This is a genomic window from Mycetohabitans sp. B3 (assembly GCF_021498065.1).
GTDB lineage: Bacteria > Pseudomonadota > Gammaproteobacteria > Burkholderiales > Burkholderiaceae > Mycetohabitans.
In genome coordinates this window covers 36,340-51,751 of the sequence record NZ_JAHLKN010000018.1, presented here as the reverse complement: position 1 = coordinate 51,751, position 15,412 = coordinate 36,340, and the positions used below count along the sequence as shown (strand labels likewise).

The 15,412-nt window shown below is 56.1% G+C and carries 7 protein-coding genes, 1 tRNA gene and 2 pseudogenes; 5 read left to right on the top strand and 5 right to left on the bottom strand.

The annotated features are described in order from the left end of the window. Positions 1-38 precede the first annotated feature (38 nt). Positions 39-1,100: a porin gene (locus KQH55_RS04545; RefSeq protein WP_076797145.1), complete on the bottom strand. Its 1,062-nt coding sequence runs from the start codon at positions 1,098-1,100 to the stop codon at positions 39-41. 631 nt (positions 1,101-1,731) lie between these two features. On the opposite strand from KQH55_RS04545, the gene KQH55_RS04540 reads away from it, so the two are divergent. From KQH55_RS04540 to KQH55_RS04520, 5 genes and pseudogenes are all read left to right on the top strand, one after another. Next, a tRNA-Pro gene (locus KQH55_RS04540) sits at positions 1,732-1,808 on the top strand. A 537-nt stretch (positions 1,809-2,345) separates the two neighbouring features. Next, positions 2,346-2,462, top strand: coding sequence for a DUF4160 domain-containing protein (locus tag KQH55_RS04535; protein ID WP_139337322.1), 117 nt, complete (start codon positions 2,346-2,348; stop codon positions 2,460-2,462). A 109-nt stretch (positions 2,463-2,571) separates the two neighbouring features. Beyond that, positions 2,572-2,820: a DUF2442 domain-containing protein gene (locus KQH55_RS04530; protein WP_076794740.1), complete on the top strand. Its 249-nt coding sequence runs from the start codon at positions 2,572-2,574 to the stop codon at positions 2,818-2,820. A 58-nt stretch (positions 2,821-2,878) separates the two neighbouring features. Then, positions 2,879-3,157, top strand: a pseudogene (locus tag KQH55_RS04525) (toxin-antitoxin system HicB family antitoxin). Positions 3,158-3,235: 78 nt separating this feature from the next. Next, positions 3,236-3,448: pseudogene (locus KQH55_RS04520) on the top strand (hypothetical protein); the annotation flags it as partial. Between the two features lie 88 nt (positions 3,449-3,536). Here KQH55_RS04520 and KQH55_RS04515 read toward each other — a convergent pair. The 4 genes from KQH55_RS04515 to pheT all read right to left on the bottom strand — a co-directional run bounded on the left by KQH55_RS04515 (position 3,537) and on the right by pheT (position 15,400). Further along, positions 3,537-11,147, bottom strand: coding sequence for a non-ribosomal peptide synthetase (locus KQH55_RS04515; protein ID WP_235090286.1), 7,611 nt, complete (start codon positions 11,145-11,147; stop codon positions 3,537-3,539). Positions 11,148-11,984: 837 nt separating this feature from the next. Beyond that, positions 11,985-12,398 (bottom strand): MerR family transcriptional regulator, encoded by a 414-nt coding sequence (locus KQH55_RS04510; RefSeq protein ID WP_076785113.1) that lies wholly within the window; start codon positions 12,396-12,398, stop codon positions 11,985-11,987. 75 nt (positions 12,399-12,473) lie between these two features. Then, the gene (locus tag KQH55_RS04505) at positions 12,474-12,875 is read right to left on the bottom strand and encodes an integration host factor subunit alpha (RefSeq protein WP_041753362.1); all 402 of its coding nucleotides are present in this window, start codon (positions 12,873-12,875) and stop codon (positions 12,474-12,476) included. Between the two features lie 56 nt (positions 12,876-12,931). Continuing rightward, positions 12,932-15,400, bottom strand: coding sequence for a phenylalanine--tRNA ligase subunit beta (pheT, locus tag KQH55_RS04500; RefSeq protein WP_235090285.1), 2,469 nt, complete (start codon positions 15,398-15,400; stop codon positions 12,932-12,934). Positions 15,401-15,412: the final 12 nt, after the last annotated feature.

The following is a 15,412-nucleotide window of genomic DNA, read 5'->3' as shown; positions in this document are numbered from 1 at the left end:
TCAGTTCAACTGGGCGACTGACGAGTGATGCTGGTAAATTAAAAACGGTGGCGAACGCCTGCGGCGATCAATAGCTGGCTCCCACCAGATGCGGGATCGGCGGTATTGATCATGGCTGGCATGCCGGCTGATGCTCGCTGATAAATTGCCTCCACGTAGGTGTCGGTACGCTTGGAAAGTGCATAATCGAGTTGCGCGGCACCCTGGTGCCAGTGAGCATCGGACGCTTTCGTATACGTGTATAGGCCGGCCAGCGTCAACGTGGGCATGAGTTGATATACGCCATTGACCTCGTAGTTACTCAATCCGATCGAACGGGCACTAGCGCCCGTGTCGGCATCCACGACACCCGTATAGGTCGCACGGGACCACGCGGCACCCAGCGTCAGGTCTCCCAGCGAATAGTTCGCGCCGACGCCGTAGGTATTCTGCACGCCGACGGCGGCGTTGAGCACGTCGCGGTTTGAGCCGGGCAGCGCCGCAATATCGTAGGCGCCGGCTGCCGTCCTACCACGGCCGCCCACGTGAAGGTATGCGGCGCCCGCATTAAACGGGCCGTTTTGGTAGTTCGCCCCAACGCTGTACGCACGGTTATTTGCGAATTGTCCCGCCGCGTTCGAGAACGCATACATGCCGCCCGCGCTGAAACCCGCGAACTGGGCACTGGTGTACTTGATCGAATTGCGCGCGAGGTACGAGTTGTTCGCGTTATCGTTGTCAAACGGATGGGCAAACGCAGTGCCTCCCGCCCCGCCCGTCAGCGTGAAGGGGGAAAAATAGTCATGAACCGCATCGTACTGGTGACCCAACGTGATCGTGCCGTATCGCTCGTTGCCTAAACCGACGTAATACGGATGGTCATTCAGTGATTGCCCGTTGGTCACCGCGAAGCCGTGTTCGAGCCGGAACACCGCTTTGTTTCCGCCACCGAGGTCTTCCGAGCCTTGCACTCCCCAATAGCTGCCGTCGATCAAGCCACTGGTCGCCTTGTACTGCGCATGGTCGGCGACATTGCTCAACCATGCGACGCCAGTGTCCAATTCACCGTACAGCGTTACACTGCTCTGTGCGTACGCTTGATTTACGCAGGCAGCTAACATGATTAAATAAAGGCGCCTGTCGACCAGGCGCCGATTTTGTTTGCCAGACATGGGTAGGGGTCACTTGAAAAGAGGAAAGCTGCGATAGTCGACTTGTCGGGACAGCCGCAGTTGTGACTATAGCCCCGCCGTTCGGGCCGCCATGATCGCAAGTGCGCCACGCGCTCTACTGCTTCGCATCTGTTGCCGTGACCGAAATCGCTACTACCTGCTCCCGCCATGCTGGCTGCAAATCCCCCACACTCGCTGCGCCGGCCGCCCACCGGTCCAACAGTCCCATTACGCCACCAGTCCACTATTACGCCAGCCCACTGGCGCGCCAACCAACCGGCCATGCAAGCCACACTGCCCACAAGCCACGCCTGACGCTACAGACCGTCATTAATCGAGCTGAAGGCTCTGGAGGTACCGCTCGGCAGGCGCTGTTCGTGCGCAAGCCCCGCGGCGGCGTGCCGTCCCAGGACGGCGCAGGGCTGTTCGCCTTCGCCCGGTGATGCTGACTTTGCGCAACGAAATCCGGTATCCCGACCGCCCAATGCGCGTAGCGGATCAATGCATCCGACGACACCGCGCATCAGTCAGCTGGATGCGGTTCGCAATCGTGCACATCTCTGCTATACTTCATCGCTTTCGGGGCGTAGCGCAGCCTGGTAGCGTACCTGCATGGGGTGCAGGTGGTCGGAGGTTCAAATCCTCTCGCCCCGACCAGCCTCAAACCCGCGTCAGCTAAGGCTTTCGCGGGTTTTCTCGTTAGTGCCTGTTTTTTATGCAATGGGGAGGCAATTAGAAAATTTCTAATACGTCTCATGCCTTCAGTACCGCTCGGCCCTTTCGACGTCCGCTAGTGCGACGCGCACTGGCCTTCCGCCCGGCACCACGTCGAGCTAACGAGCGGCGCGTCATCGGCAGGATCTCCGACCCACCACACACGCGCGCGAAGCTTGTCTATTCGCACTGGTCGTCGGCCGCGACGGCAAAACGCGTGGCCCAACCGTTAAGTTGGAGTTTGCATAGATAGCGATTCTTTTACACGAAGAACCGATAATTAAGATCGATTCGCATTCTGAAAACCCTTGTCCAGCTTGGGTGCTTTTGACATTGCGGAATAGAAGCCGGGCACTGGAGAGACCCTCGGGTCAGCATCTCCGGCAGGACGCCGTCCGGAAATTAGCTTGACAATAGGTGTCAATATTACCACCATGATCTTGGCATCTTTGCAAAGCAATCCGTGAATGGGCATATTCAATGCCGACTGTTTTCAGGTACAAAGGCATCCGGTTTTTCTTCTATTTGGACGAAGGCACGCCGCGTGAGCCGCTGCACATCCATGCGCGGAGCAATGGCAATGATGCGAAATTCTGATTGTATCGTGATGTGCGAATTGCCTACAGCGACGGCTTCAACCGTCAGGAGCAGTTGGATTTAATCCGCGTCGTTCAGGCGCGTCGAGACGAAATCGAGAGGACTTGGGATGAGCACCTCGGCTAAAGAGCTTCGCTTTGATGATTGCACAATGTGGGTTGAATTGTCAGACGGCCGCACACTCGGCGTGCCGCTGGCATGGTTTCCGCGTTTGTTAAACGCCGCGCCCGAACAGCGGGCCTCATATGAAATTGGCCGATACGGCCTACACTGGAAAGCGATTGATGAGGACATTTCCATCGATGGTCTATTGGCCGGACGCGGAGATATGACTCATCGCCCCTCTCACGCGGCTTAATATGCAGACCGACCACTACACTTACCGCATCACATGATCATCTGAAGATGGCGAACACGTGGGACTGTGCGTAAAATTCCCTTCGCTTTCGTGGCTTGCCGCCCGCTACCTCTGAAGAGGCACTCACCGGGATTCGTCAAACGGGTCGCTTCTACTGTAGCTGATATGCAGGCCAGCGGCGAACGTATCCCCGGGCCTATTGCCGATTGGCATTATAGTGGAGAAGTTTCGAGTCCGTATTCCGCCGCAGCTACATCGTATGCTGGCGTTGCAAGCCGCTGAAGAAGTCGTAAGCCTGAACCAACTCGCTAGTGCGAAGCTGGCAACGCCAGGATAACCTATATTATCGGCATTGTAAGCGTCCTGGGCGCAGTTTCTGCGCCCAGGACACGCGCGATCCCATTTCCCGAAGACATTGATACGCTCAAGACCATGCTGCTCGAGCAGGCAGCGGCGGCTTCGCGAGCATGACGCCCAAGTCGCCAACCCCCAAGAGAGGGTGGATTCGCAAAAAGCGGCGCTGGCTTCGCGCGCTGCCGAACTCGAACAACTGCAGCTACTCATTACCAAGCTTCATCGTATGAAGTTTGGCCGCAAATCGGAGAAGCTGGATCATCAAATCGTACAGAATCCACGTCAACAAGTCCAAATAAGCCCGTCTTGAGCGTTGCCGCAGTCATCAAGACGGTATGCGATCAACGCTTACGATGCGCTTGTCAGGCTAATTGACGCTGCTGTAATTCATCCAGCCTTTGCGCCAAAATACGGCCTATTTCAATGGCCGGCCCTGGCCCTCCCATGTCCCTATGTTTGCAATGAATATGATATGTTTCAATATTTTTAAGAACATAAGGCCTCCATAAATTAGGAGAAGCGAGAGGAGTAGCTTCGTCTTCCGCCATCGTTGCGTAAAAAAACAGCACGTCACCGCAATAAATAGGCGGAGCATCCTCCTTTAAAAGACGATGATTGTTCTTTATAACATCTCGGGTTTTTTCCCATAAATATTCCCCCACGTTTGGAATGCTTTCATCTCCATAGCGAGCAAGCAGCTTGATATAAAATTCCTTTTGAATCATCTCCGGATCATCGGCTCGCTGAGCATAGTCTGGATAGCTATCCAGCAAAGCCAACAGTGCCACCTTTTCGCCTTGTTGCTCAAGCTGTGCCGCCATGCTATGAGCTACATTGCCGCCAAAAGACCACCCCAATAGATGGTAAGGCCCGTCTGGCTGAATGCGGCGGATTTGCTTGATGTAGTCCGAAGCCATTGCGTCAATTGTGTCCGCAAGTGGCGGCACGCCGTTCAATCCTCGGGCTTGTAAGCCATAGACGGGTTGATCAGTATCTAAATGATTGACCAAATTCCTATAAAGCCAGCTTAAACCACTGACAGGATGAACACAAAAAAGAGGCGGCCGGGTGCCGTTGGGCTGAATAGGAAGCAAAATGGCAAATGCATCGTCTTGGGTGCACTCCTGCGGCAGTAGGCGTTGGGCCAGCGCGGCGACAGTAGGCGCTTCAAATAGTGAGAGAATAGTGATCTCGGCACCCAACGTGGCGCGAATGCGCTCAATCATTTGCACAGCGAGCAGCGAATGCCCCCCGAGCGCAAAGAAGCTGTCGTGACGACTAATATGCTTGACGCCGAGCAACTCGGCCCAGATTGTCGCGAGCGCGTCTTCAATCTCGCCTTGTGGTGCTTCATACATTTGCCGTGCGAAGGCATCGCCTTCCGGCGCAGGCAATGCACGCCGGTCCAGTTTGCCATTGGGCGTAACCGGGAATGCGTCCAGCCGCACGAATGCAGCCGGCACCATGTACTCAGGCAGCGCAGCTGCCACATGAGCGCGCAGCATGCTAGCGAGTTGTTCGTCGGGCTCAGCAGCTATCACATAGGCAATAAGCCGCTTGTCGTTGTCCTCACCGAGTGCGAGCACCAAAGCGTCGCGCACTTGTGGGTGCTTAATCAGGTGCGCTTCGATTTCACCAGGTTCAATTCGAAAACCACGAATTTTGACCTGATAATCGTTGCGTCCCAGGTACTCTATATTGCCGTCGGGCCGGTAGCGAGCCAGATCGCCACTCTTGTACATCCGCGCGTCAGATGCGTCTGAGAACGGATCGGGCACAAAACGCTCGGCCGTGAGTTCGGGGCGATTGAGATAGCCGCGTGTCACCCCTGTCCCGCCAATATACAATTCGCCAACCGCACCCTGAGGTACCGGCTGGCCATGTACATCGAGTAGGTAAAGCCGCGTGTTCGCAATCGGCCGACCAATCGAAACATTTTCCTCTGTGCATTCTGCTGGACAAGTCCAGACTGTCGTACCAATAGAAGTTTCTGTGGGCCCATATAAGTTATGCAGTTGCACTTGGGGAAGCAGCGTCTGGCAAAGTCGGACGCTCGCACCCGACAACGCTTCGCCACTGCAAATTAAATGTTTTAAGGACGTACAGTGCTGGATGCTTCCGCTGTGTAAAAAAGTACGAAGCATAGACGGCACGAAGTGAACGGTAGTGATACGCTGCCGGATAATTAAATCCATAAGCGCAAAGGGATCTTTGTGCGCGTCCGGAGCCGCTACCACAAGGGTGGCGCCGTTCATCAATGTCCAAAATATTTCCCACAGTGAAACGTCAAAACTAAAAGACGTTTTTTGCAAGACGCGATCGTCAGGCGTCAAGCTATAGGCTCGTTGCGAGCGGTTCGGTACCTGGTCTCCTTTTTGCAGGCTGGTTAATGGCGTGGTTTCAAACAGGCGAACAATTTGAGCATGCTCGACCATCACACCCTTTGGGGTGCCGGTTGAGCCGGACGTATAAATGACATACGCGAGATGGTGAGCAATAAGCTCAGGCACATTGGGATTGGTGCTGGTGGTTTCTGGTAACACAGCTGGATCGAGCACGGTCAGCGAATCGAGGACTGTCCCGCCCAGCGCAGCACGACCGGCCGCATCGGCCAGTAGAATCGCTGGCGCAGCATCGGTGAGGCAATAGGCGAGGCGCTCAAACGGATACACTGGGTCGAGCGGCACATAGGCGCCGCCCGCCTTTAAAATCGCGAGCAGTCCTACGACCATCGCGGGGCTGCGCTCCATGCAGATTGCAACACGCGTGTCCGGTCGAACACCGAGCTCGATCAGACGATGTGCAAGATGGTTGGCCTGCGCATTCAATTGCGCGTAGCTGAGTGTCTGCTGTTCGTACACCAGTGCGGTAGCTTGTGGCGTGCGTTCAGCCTGGGCTTCGAACACCTGGTGAATACAAGTGTGTTGCGGATACGGCTCCGTAGTCGCGTTCCACGTTTCGAGTAAACGTTCGCGCTCTTCACTGGATAATATCTCTAGTTGCCAAACTGGCATGTCGGGCGTGTGCTCGAGCGCTTCGGCCAATCCCTCCAACGCCTGTTGCATATAACCGCACACGCGAGCCGGATCAAACGGTTGCGCAATTTGAGTTGTCAATCCCAGCGCGGTGCCGAAGTCGTCCACCGACAGTATAAGAGGGTAGTTCGTGCGTTCCTCAAAACTAAGGGACTCAATGCCGGATACCGTTTCGCTTTCAACTGTCTGTATTGCATTGTGTCGGTAATTCAACAGTGCACTAAAGAGCGGTGTGCCAGCCGGTACACTACTGCAGCGTTGCGCAAGCGCCAGCGACGCATGCTCATGTTCGAGCAGCGCAGCTAGCCGCGCATGCGTGGCACGCACACTCGCCTGCACACTGCCGTCCAGGTCCACGCGCAACGGTAAAGTATTGACAAATAGCCCCATTGCACTGTCCGCGCCGTCGCCCGCGTGCATTCGTCCGAACAACACGGTGCCGAATACCACACGCTGCTGCCCGCTCGCGCGTGCGAGCACCTGCGCCCAGGCCAAATGACACAAACTGGCTAAGCTTACGTTTAACCGTTTGGCTTGGGCGCGCAGCCGATCGTTTAAAGCCTGCGGCAGCCTCTGGCGTACCTCGGTAATTCGAGTGCCGTCATGATGCACGTCGGCCAGCCCGAACGGCAGCGTCGGTTCTTCCACGTCGGCGAGCATTTCGGTAAAAAAGCGCTCGTGCTCGACTTGTGACACGCCCAGGTACGCTTGCGCAACCAAGTTACGAAACGGCTGTGCAGGTGGCAACGTCTCGCCTCGACCTTCGATAAAAGCTTGGACCTCTGCCTGCATCACTTCTAACGTCGAGTGATCGTGGATTAAATGGTGCAGCAACTGAACAAGCAACCAGCGACCATCACCATTCTGCGTAATCACAAAGCGCAACAACGGAGCTTGTGTCAGATTAAGACAGTGATGTCGGGGATCGAACCGTTGGGCCAATTGTTCAGTGACCTGTCCGGCGGCCGGATCGACCGCGATTTCGGTGATCGACAGCAGCGCGTGACGCCAAACAACCTGCACGGGTTTGGATAGGCCCTCCCAGAAAAACGCGGTACGCAGAATATCATGTCGATTGACAACTTGTTGAACCGCATTCAGGTAACGGTCGAGCAGCGCCCGGTCATCAAAAGCCATTTGGACGATCAGCAGATATGGATCGCCTTTGGTCGACAGTAGATGGTGAAATAAAATACCGTCCTGCATCGGCGACAATGCATAAATGTCCTGGATGTTCGCGACACCCCCCGGGACCTGTTCGACAATCCGATCAATGTCGGCCTGGTTAAGGTTGGCCAGTGGCAGTAACTGGGGGGTCAGCGTTGTAGTGTCGGAGGTAATGAGATTGGGTGGCACAGCCACTTCACGGTGTTGGCCTAGCGATCTGGCTAACTCGCTGAGTATCGGCGTTTCAAATAACGCACGCACCGACAGACTCAAGTCCTGGCGCCGCAAACGCTCGATCAGTTGCACCGCGAGCAGTGAATGACCGCCAAGTGCGAAAAAGCTGTCGTGCCGGCCCACGCGCGCTACACCCAGCAATTCGGCCCAGATCGTCGCGAGCGTCGTCTCAAGCTTGCCTTGCGGCGCCTCATAGGCTTGATGCGCAAGCGCCTCGTCATCCGGTGCGGGCAACGCACGCCGATCTAGCTTGCCGTTCGGGGTCAATGGGAACGCGTCAAGCCTCATGAACGCGGCCGGCACCATATACTCGGGCAGTGCTGCGGCCACGTGCGCGCGCAGCGTGCTGGCAAGCTGTTCATCGGGTTCAGCGACCACATACGCGACCAGGCGCTTATCCGCGCCTGCGCCTGTTGCCAGCACGACCGCTTCACGCACCTGCGAATGACCAGCCAGGCGTGCCGCGATCTCGCCCGGCTCGATGCGGAAGCCGCGAATTTTGACCTGCTCATCGTTGCGCCTTAAATACTCTAAATTGCCATCAGGCAAATAACGCGCCAAATCGCCCGTCTTATACATGCGTGCATCGGCACAATCGGAGAATGGATCGGGCATAAAGCGCTCGGCGCTTAGCTCTGGTCGGTTCCAATAGCCGCGTGCGACCCCGGCGCCGCCAATGTATAGCTCGCCGACTGCACCGAGTGGCACAGGCTGGCCGTGCGCATCGAGCAAATAAACGCGCGTATTCGCAATCGGCCGGCCGATCGGTAAACGTTCAGACCGATCGCTAAGCTCAGTTACCTCATAGGTCGTTGAAAAAGTCGTACTCTCGGTTGGCCCGTAGCAGTGAATCAAATGCGTCGGCCCGGACTGCCTTAGCAGCTGCTTGAAAGAATCCAGGTTTTCTTGCTCTCCGCCACAGAGCAGATATTTTAAGCGTGACAAAGCTGGAGCCATGACCGGAACCAGCTGATTAAACAACGCGGTCGTTAGAAAAAGCGTAGTCACCTGATATCGTGTAAGCGCTTCTTCGAAACGGGAGGGATTAAGCACGGTGTCCGAATCGAATATCGCAACACCGCCACCATTGAGCAACGGCGCCCACACTTCAAAGGTACTCGCGTCGAAAGCAGGATTGGCGGCAAACGCGACGCGATCAGCGCCCCCGATGTCAACATAGCCATTGTTGATGGTTAGACGGGCAATAGCATGGTGCGGCACAAGCACACCCTTAGGAGTACCAGTCGAGCCTGAGGTGTACATCATATAGGCCGTATCGAGACTAGTGCGGACTGATTGTTGCAAATCGCTCGCCGGTATATCTGCTATTCCATTGACATCCGTCTGAGATAAATACAACACGGCTGTAGGCAACGTGTCGGGTACCTCGATATGCGTATCGGTCAGTACTAACCGGGCCATGCAATCGGTAACGACCCAAACTTGCCGTTCTGCCGGAGCTCGAGGATCGATTGGGACATAAACTGCGCCCGCTTTGAGAATCGCCAATTGCGCGACGACTAGCTCGATCGAACGTTCAAGTAATGTAGCGACATAGTCGCCTGGCTGGACGCCCCACTCAACGAGTCGATGTGCAAGACCATTAGCCTGCGCATTGAGCTGGGCATAACTCAGTGTCTGCGCTTTATCCACCAGCGCAATCGCGTCTGGCGTGCGTGCCACCTGCGCCTCGAACAGCTGGTGGATACACAAATGTGCTGGGTAGTCTCGTTCCGTCGCGTTCCAGGTGCTCAACAGCAATTCTCGCTCGGCTGCCGGCAATAAGTTTAATTTTCCAGCTGGCACTTCAGCGCCCTCTGCCATCAGCGACGCATGACCCAACTCACGTAAATGCTCGCTGATGCGCTGAACCTGATCGGCATCTAAGCGCTTGGCATCATACAACCAGCGAAATGCGCCGCGCGTATCGATTTGAAGTGTTAGCAGAGCACCGACCGCCTCACCATACGCAACAAGATCTGGCTGCGTTTGATCAGGTAATACCGACACTGCCACTGACCAAGGGTGTGTGGTACGTAAGTCGGGCAGACTACGCAGCGCTGGGCAACGCGCGATTAGATCGCGCACGAATGTGTGGTGGTGTTGGACGCGGGCGTACTCTGCGTCGATATGGGCTAAGTTCCTCGCAAAGGGCTGGTCCAATTCTACCGTGATGTCTATCGGCACCACTGGCGCCAAGCAAGCGAGCGCTTTCAATGGGTCGTCAGCGTCGTTCACGCGCCAGCCGATTTGAAACTGACTCTGCTCTGTCAGACGAGCCAGATAAATCGCCAATACCGTTAGTAATGTCATTACGGGCTGATTTGCCTCGCTTTTCTCCTGCAATGGTGGACACCATGCACTGGTGGCCCAATTAGGTTCAGTGTCACGCTCGCCATGCTCGAAGGGCAGTGTCCAAAACTGCCAACGCGCCAAGCGCTGCTGCCAAAACAATTCATGAGGGGCCAGCGTTTTATGAATCTTTGTGACGGCATCGGACTGTTGCTGGGTAAGCTCAGGCAGTTTCGTGCCTTGAGCAAGACCTGACTGCACTGCCAACGTTTGAGCTGACAGCGGCTCGCCTTCCAGTGTCGCAAAACCACTGATCAACACATCTTCGCTGCCTGTGGCGATTTGCCATGCATGGGGCGTAATGCGAATCACCGTGCCAGCCGCAGCGCCCGAGCGCTGATCTAGTCGTTCAACCCGAGCCACTTGCACCGTTCCCTGCTGAAGCCAAAGCTTGAGACAACCCAACGGATTTGGATAAAGTTCACCGAACGTCAACGCGCGAGCCAATGCGGATAAATCCCGAGCCGAACTCGTCCAACGCAAATAGGCGCCAGCTGGAGGGCGACGATGCTTGGCATAAAAGCTGCGATGGGTTAGGTCTTGCGGACGCACTGTCAATGAGCATTGCCCTAGGTGCGACAATAATTCATTAAACCCTTCCCGCGCTGCCTGATAACACTTTAAATTTAAGGTTAGCGCGGTCTCGTTGGCATCAATGACAACAGGATGTTGGACGGCAATATGTCCGGCATCCACCGCAGCGGCAAGGCGGTGCCAAGTGATCGCATAATCTGATTCATGAGCCAGCAATGCCCATGATGTGGCGTAATGACCCGCGTAACGAGGCAGGGGCGCGTCATGGTAATTGAACGCGCCTTCGCGGATTTTTTCAATCAGCGACGAGGGCAGGATCAGTGGATTGACAACTGAGAACAGCCAATCAACTGGATGCTGTTCAACATAGGTATTCAATCTCTCAATCGTGTCGACACAATGAATCCCTTCGTCAAGTGCCCATGTCTGCAACACTGCATCGGTAAACAGTACCACCTGAATAATATGCCCTGCGGCCATCAGCTGCCGCGCACAGTAGACGGCTAATGTGCCGCTGCCCACGATTGCGCAGGAACGAGATGGAACCGGTTGGTGTGGAGCGGGCTGTGCACCGATGGCCGTACTGGATGAAAGCGAGTGAATTGCGTTTTTTTCGATCGAAAATTCAAGCCCCACTATTTTATTCTTCATAGCCGCTCCACGTTTATTAACGAGAATGTTGCATTACCGTGCACAACTCTGTCAGCCACCTCTATTTACACAGCGTGCACTGTACGTTGTTACATCGTTCTGCTTCCAGGCTCTTCAAAGTGTGTTATCCACCATTGCTTTAATAAGAGATTCAGCAAAAGTATGCAATGCCCCAATTGTCTAAAAGGCAAGCGGTTTGTCTATTTATGACAATAATTTCGTTTTTGTACTTTTTGTCCGTTAGCAAATCGTCTTATCAACCATGACCGTAATGACGGCACCAACGGTTGACCGGTCCTGGAAACAATGCGATGCTGTAATTAGAGAGATAGTTACATTATAGGAATAGTCATCAAACTACGCTCCCCTTCCAACGTCGCCAGTTTGTCAGATTCATGTGTTTCTTCCGCACAACGCGCCGATGAAACAGCCCAGTTTTGTATAGGCTATCGCGAACACTGACGCATTGGGGGAGACGTGAGTATCTGGGCATAGCGACTCCCCTCAAAAATAAGACGGCAGGAAGAAAGTACTGCAAATTATGGAAGGTTGCTGCGCTGGCTATACATTTAGAAGGCCGTGCAAACAGATGCTGCCGCCGTCACTTCAGAACTAACTTACGATAATGACAAAGTCACAGCAGCTGCTGGACGACGCGCGGGACGCGCCTGATCATTCTCATACGAAGCGATTGAAGCTCTCCCCCGTTTCCCAACGTCCGAAGGTTGATAGCTGGCCAAACTGCGTCATGAACAGCTCACGCGCTTTCTAGACGGATAACCGAATGGGTCACACATACCAGGTGAATCATCAGGGAAGCACGCACCCGTCGATACGTCACGATCGCTTGCCGTCCGTCAGTAAAACGATCACCTGTCGGATTTCGTCACGCAGTGCATCCACATCGACGGCAACAAGCCGAGGATCCGCTGGCGACACGCCCGCGTCGCCCGGCGGCGGGACTGCACCGCCCGGCTCGTCCGGCAACAGCGCACCGCGTGAATCGAGCCGGTTGCGCGCACCGTTGATCGTGAATCCTTGCTCATACAACAGCTCACGGATCCGCCTGATCAACAGTACTTCATGATGCTGATAATAGCGCCGGTTTCCGCGGCGCTTGACCGGCCTTAACTGCGTAAATTCCTGCTCCCAATATCTGAGCACGTGCGGCTTGACGCCGCACAGTTCGCTGACTTCACCGATCGTGAAATACCGCTTCGCGGGTATCGGGGGCAACGTGACTTTGTCCATCGTCACACGCTCGTCATGTCGGTCTTGGATGCGTCGCGGGGGGCTAAGCACAAGCGGACCCTGACGTGGCTACGTTCAGCGTGACTGCAGGTTCGCAGCGCCGGACTCGACCTGCGCCTTCAGCTTTTGGCTCGCATGGAAAGTCACCACGCGCCGTGCCGCGATTGGGATAGCCTCGCCGGTCTTCGGATTGCGTCCCGGACGTTGCGGCTTGTCGCGCAACTGGAAGTTGCCAAACCCCGAGAGCTTGACGCTCTCACCGTTTTCGAGCGCATCGCGGATTGCCTCAAAGAACGCTTCGACCATGTCCTTTGCCTCGCGCTTGTTCAGACCGACCTGATCGAACAACAACTCGGCCAACTCGGCTTTTGTCAACGTCGGCGTCTCGGATGAAACCGGATTGCTGTAAGCCGGATTATCGCGACTCATCGCACTGCGTTGCGCAGACAGAAGTGCTTCGAATTCACTCGAGTTCATTGGATGCTTATCATATAACAGTAGCCTCTGGTTTTTTTGGGCAAATCGGATTTGATTTAGCCGCGCAACCTCGCACCAAAGACTCGAGCCAAGCGTTCCACCAGGGTTTTGACGGCGAGATCAACCGTCTCGTCCTGAAGGGTCCCGCCAGTATCTTGCAAGGTTACCCGGAACGCAAGGCTTTTCTCGTCAGCCGAGAGCCCTCCCGAAACAGCACCAGAACCGGTTTGCTTCGCATCGAATTTCGGCCGAAATTCGTCAAATAGCATCATTTTTTGCACGAACCGGAGTGCATCGTTGCCGACCCGAGCCTGCGCGAACTCATCGAGTATCGCTTGGACTTCGACATGCTGCGGTACGACCAACGCGATGTCACGGCGCACCGGCGGGAATTTCGAGATCTCAGTCACGCCCGGTAACGCACGCCCCGCCACCGCATCAGCCTCGACCTCGAACAGTACGGGTGCATGTGGAAGGTCGTATTTTCGCATCCAACGCGGATGCAGCTCGCCAATCCAACCGACAATGCGACCATCGATCTCGATCCGCGCACTGCGCCCCGGGTGCAATGCCGGATGCGAAGCCCGTATGAAGCGAGGCACCGTCGGTGCAAACAGCGCCTGCACGTCGCCCTTCACATCGAAGAAATCAACATGCCGCGCCGATACCCCCCATTGTTCGTCGACGACCGGACCATAGGCCAGCGCACCGATCATCTTTGGTTGGACAAAACCTTCTACCGTCAATTCACCTTCCTTCACCGTCGGATCCGCACGAAAGACCCGCCCAGCCTCGAACACGCGCACGCGCTCCGCACGCCGATTTAGGTTATGCTGCAGCACGCCGATCAAGCTGCCGAACAGTGTCGAACGCATCGCCGACAGCTGGCTCGCGATCGGGTTGAGCAGCGCGACAGGCCGCTCGTTACCGGCGAAATCTCGTTCCCACTCGGCATCGACAAAGCTGAAATTGACCGTTTCCGCGTAGTCGCGTGCCGCTAGCGCACGACGCAACGCATGAATTGAGCGCCGCGTCTCGTTCGTCACTCGCATCTCACTCGTCGCGATCGGCGCACGCACCGGGATCTTTTCGAATCCGTGGATGCGAGCGACCTCCTCGATCAAGTCCTCCTCGATCTCGATGTCGAAACGGTAGGTTGGCGGCGTCACAATGAACGTATCGCCGTCCGCCGCACGCTCGAACGACAGATTCAAACGCGTGAAGATACTGGCAATCTCGTTCGCATCGATCGGCACGCCAATGATCCGGTTTGCCCGCGACACGCGCATCGAAACGGGCTTGCGCTGCGGTAGGTTGACGATATGGTCGTCCACCGGACCGGCGTCGCCACCGCAAATCGTCGTGATCAAGTGCGTCAGGTACTCGATGTGCTCAACGGTGGTCGCGTAGTCCACGCCTCGCTCGAAGCGATGCGCAGCATCGGTCGAGAAGTTGTATTGGCGGGCACGTCCACGGATGCTGTCCGGCCACCAAAATGCCGCCTCCAAATAGATATGCCGCGTATCGAGCGTCACCGCGGTACGGTCACCGCCCATGATACCGGCCAGGCTTTCGACACGTCCCTGATCATCCGCGATCACGCCAACCGTTTCGTCCAGTTCGATCGTATTGCCGTTGAGCAGCTTCAGCGTCTCACCGCGCTTGCCCCAGCGCACGTGCAAGCCGCCGCTAATCTTGTCCAGATCGAATAGGTGCGATGGACGTCCGAGCTCGAGCATCACATAGTTTGAAATGTCGACGAGCGCCGAAATGCTGCGCTGGCCCGCTCGCTCAAGCCGCTGAACCATCCATGCAGGCGTGCTGGCCCGCGCATCGACATTGCGGATCACGCGGCCGGAGAACCGTCCGCAAAGCTGCGGCGCCTCGATACACACCGGCAACCGCGCGTCGCAGGTGACCGGCACAGGGTGGTAGGATAGCGCATTGAGCGGCGCACCGGTAATTGCAGCCGTCTCGCGTGCGATACCGAACACCGATAAGCAATCGGCCTTGTTCGGCGTCAGCTTGATCTCGAAAATCATGTCGTCGAGCTGCAGCACGTCGCGGATGTCGCGTCCGATCTGCGTATCGTCCGGCAACACCAACAGTCCGCTGTGGTCGTCCGACAACTTCAGTTCACGAGCCGAACACAGCATGCCCTGGCTTTCAACGCCGCGCAGTTTCGACAGCTTAATCTTGAACGGCGCACCGCCCGCTTCCGCGGGCGGCAGCGTCGCGCCGACCAGCGCGGTCGGCACCTTGATGCCAGGTACCACATTCGGCGCACCGCACACGATCGTCAACGTCTGTCCCGTGCCCACGTCAACCTGACACACGTTCAGCTTATCGGCATTCGGATGCTTGACAACCTCGAGCACCTTGCCGACAACGATCTTCGATGTCGGCGGCGCCACCGGCGCCAACGCCTCGACCTCGAGCCCCGCCATCGTCAGCGCATGCGACAGCGCCTCAGTCGACAATGGCGGATCAACAAAGCTTCTTAACCAGGATTCAGCAAATTGCATGGGGTGTCGATA

What these genes read in the sequence shown, in the direction of transcription:
- KQH55_RS04510 (WP_076785113.1), bottom strand. Translation starts at nt 12,398, where the DNA reads ATGGACAAAGTCACGTTGCCCCCGATACCCGCGAAGCGGTATTTCACG.
- KQH55_RS04545 (WP_076797145.1), bottom strand. Translation starts at nt 1,100, where the DNA reads ATGTTAGCTGCCTGCGTAAATCAAGCGTACGCACAGAGCAGTGTAACG.
- pheT (WP_235090285.1), bottom strand. Translation starts at nt 15,400, where the DNA reads ATGCAATTTGCTGAATCCTGGTTAAGAAGCTTTGTTGATCCGCCATTG.
- KQH55_RS04515 (WP_235090286.1), bottom strand. Translation starts at nt 11,147, where the DNA reads ATGAAGAATAAAATAGTGGGGCTTGAATTTTCGATCGAAAAAAACGCA.
- KQH55_RS04505 (WP_041753362.1), bottom strand. Translation starts at nt 12,875, where the DNA reads ATGAACTCGAGTGAATTCGAAGCACTTCTGTCTGCGCAACGCAGTGCG.
- KQH55_RS04535 (WP_139337322.1), top strand. Translation starts at nt 2,346, where the DNA reads ATGCCGACTGTTTTCAGGTACAAAGGCATCCGGTTTTTCTTCTATTTG.
- KQH55_RS04530 (WP_076794740.1), top strand. Translation starts at nt 2,572, where the DNA reads ATGAGCACCTCGGCTAAAGAGCTTCGCTTTGATGATTGCACAATGTGG.